Raw genomic sequence first — 2,797 nt, 5'->3', positions numbered from 1 at the left:
GGGTGCTTGTGCGGCCGAGCCTAGGTCGTATCATATAGCGGGTGGGATTCCCGTCGAGTAAGAACTAGCCATTCGCTCGTAGCGAGTCTTGGAGGGCTATAGGTAACTTTAGTCTTTAAGCGTAGACAGTTAGGTGGAGCAGCCGTCAAGGCTGAGAATCTTATGGAGTGAAAGTCTCCTGTCATCAATTGGCCGAATTCGGATGACTAGCATATCCAATGCGTGGGGAGGTAACAAACCACGTTCTGCTTGGAAGTAAAAGTCACGGCGGCCTATTCTACACTGAGAGAATAAGGTCGGAACAGTCTGTGTGGCGAGCAAACCTAGAGGCCAGAAGGATTTAACGAATACTGCAGTCCCGAAATCTACGCCCCTCTGAGAAACTGTTTCGAGGGATTTATGCTTAGCGTCGACCTTTATCTAACGGGGGAAGACCGATGTCTTACGGGAAGAAACGGTCAAAAGCACCGTAAGGGCAGCCGGGATACGGGTTCTAGCATCTAGGGAAAGATTCTCAGAGATAACGACGGGAAGGTCCTACTTCAAATTGGAATGGTACAAACCAATAAAGACCTATCATATATGAGGCTAATAGAAGTTGATAGGAAGATTTAGGACTGGCGCATGAGGTCGTAGTAGCTTTGAGAGAAGAGTAATGTCTTCTTAAGTATAAGCAAATTATACTCCTAATCTAGGTAACACCTTTGATAGGGCAAAGGACCTCTGGGCACTTGGAATGTTTGAGCATTATAGACTCTGAGCTATAAAGTATGTTTAAACTAGCTTACAAGTAAACCTACAAATGATGGGGGAATATGTGTACCGACATTTAATCCTGCGGTTGTATGGGAAGGCTTTTAGGTGATTAATCCAAGGTCAGAACCGGACTCGGGAAATCCGACCGTCCGGGATCGTAGGGGGGCTACAGGAAACGTGAATCAATAAATATTGATTGAGCGCGCTTGTTTTCTACCCGACGACGGGCCGAAAGCCAAATGGTTGAAGGGATTGAGCTCCATAATGTTAGTAAACCGAGAGGGCTGATGCTTTAAGCACTGCAGAAAGCTACATTTTATCATTCGTTAAAGGCAAGAAGGATAAAACCTCTCTGGAGTCAGTGACCTTGGCACGTTATACATTGATATGATACGGCAACTCGGGAGACCCTACCGGTCTTTTCTTATTTTAATAGAAGAGTATGGTCTACAAGTGATAAAAAGCGAGGAAACCAAATGCCGTGTAGGGAGTCGGATAGCAGCGTAGTACCAATGAAGTTGGGTAATGCCGATGGAGGAAAGGCTAGCTACCAGTTATCACCCTTACTAGGGACACATTTACTACACACAGAGGTAGGTATAATAAATGGAAACAAAACTAATAAGGATAGCAGAATTAGCAAAATCTGATCCTAAAATGAAATTTACATCTCTTGTACATTTATTAAATAAGAAAGCATTAGTTAAATGCCATCTTGAACTACCCAATAAGAAGGCAGCTGGGATTAACGGTACAACCAAAGAGCAGTACGGTGAGAGTTTAGAAGAAAACATAGAGGATTTAGTAAGTAGGCTCAAAAGCAAAAGTTATCGTCCTGTTCCAGTAAGGAGAATGTATATTCCAAAACTCAATTCAAACAAGAAAAGACCATTGGGAATACCAGAACATGAAGATAAAATTGTTCAAAAAGGTATTACAAAGATACTAAATACCATTTATGAAAATGATTTTCTAGATTGTTCCTTTGGATTCCGTCCAAATCGCAACTGCCATGATGCGTTGAAAATACTGAACCACTATATTGAAAAGAGGGCAGTAAATTATGTAGTAGATGTAGATATCAAAGGTTTCTTCGACAACGTTGACCACACTTGGATGATGGAGTTCTTAAAACTGCGAATCGCTGACCCTAACCTACTAAGGATAATTGGTAGGTTTCTTAAAGGTGGATACATGGAGGAAGGTAAGAAATATAAAACAGACAATGGCACACCGCAAGGTGGAGTAATATCTCCGATATTAGCCAATGTATACCTCCATTATGTCCTCGACCTATGGTTTGAGAAAAGGGTAAGGAAACAGTGCAAGGGACAAGCATACATAGTGAGATATGCAGATGATTTTGTTTGTTGTTTTCAATATAAAAGTGAAGCCCAGCAATTCTTCCATTCATTAAAGTTTAGATTAAAGAAATTTAATCTAGAAATAGCCGAGGATAAAACCAAAATTATTCCTTTCGGGCGGTTTGCGGAGCAAAATGCAAATCAACAGGGAAGAAATAAACCAGCAACTTTTGATTTCCTTGGGTTTACACACTTTTGCGGTAAAAGTAAACAAGGGAAATTTCGAGTAAAACGGAAAACAAGCAGGAAGAAAGTCCAAGGTAAACTAAAAGAAACGAAAGAATGGCTGAAGAGTAATAGAAGTAAAGATATTCATATGATTATGGATAGATTTAAACGCTCACTAATAGGTTATTACAACTATTATTGCATCACTGATAATACCCAAAATGTTTACAACTTTAAAGACAAAATCGAAGAGTTATTATTTAAATGGCTCAATAGAAGAAGCCAAAGGAAATCCTTTACATGGGATAAATTCAGTCTATTTCTTAAGAAGTATCCACTCCCATCACCAAGGATAAAAGTGAATATATATGATTTAAAAAAAGAGATTAGCTACATTCTGTAAATGATAACTAGGAGGAGCCGTGTGCATTAATAGTGCAAGCACGGTTCTGTGAGGGGGGTGGAGTACAATTTACCGCAAGGTAGAAAGGCTCCCTTCTACTCGACTA

At 40.3% G+C, this 2,797-nt stretch carries 1 protein-coding gene; it reads left to right on the top strand.

The window, feature by feature from the left end; all coding sequences use genetic code 11:
* The first annotated feature begins 1,362 nt into the window (after nucleotides 1-1,362).
* Nucleotides 1,363-2,691 carry a group II intron reverse transcriptase/maturase gene (gene ltrA, locus AB7942_RS30310; protein ID WP_369449759.1) on the top strand — a complete coding sequence of 443 codons (1,329 nt, stop codon included), beginning with the start codon at nucleotides 1,363-1,365 and terminating at the stop codon, nucleotides 2,689-2,691.
* Nucleotides 2,692-2,797: the final 106 nt, after the last annotated feature.

Source organism: Neobacillus sp. BF23-41 (genome assembly GCF_041106275.1).
Note: the sequence above shows the minus strand (reverse complement) of the source record. Positions and strands in the feature narration are given on the sequence as shown.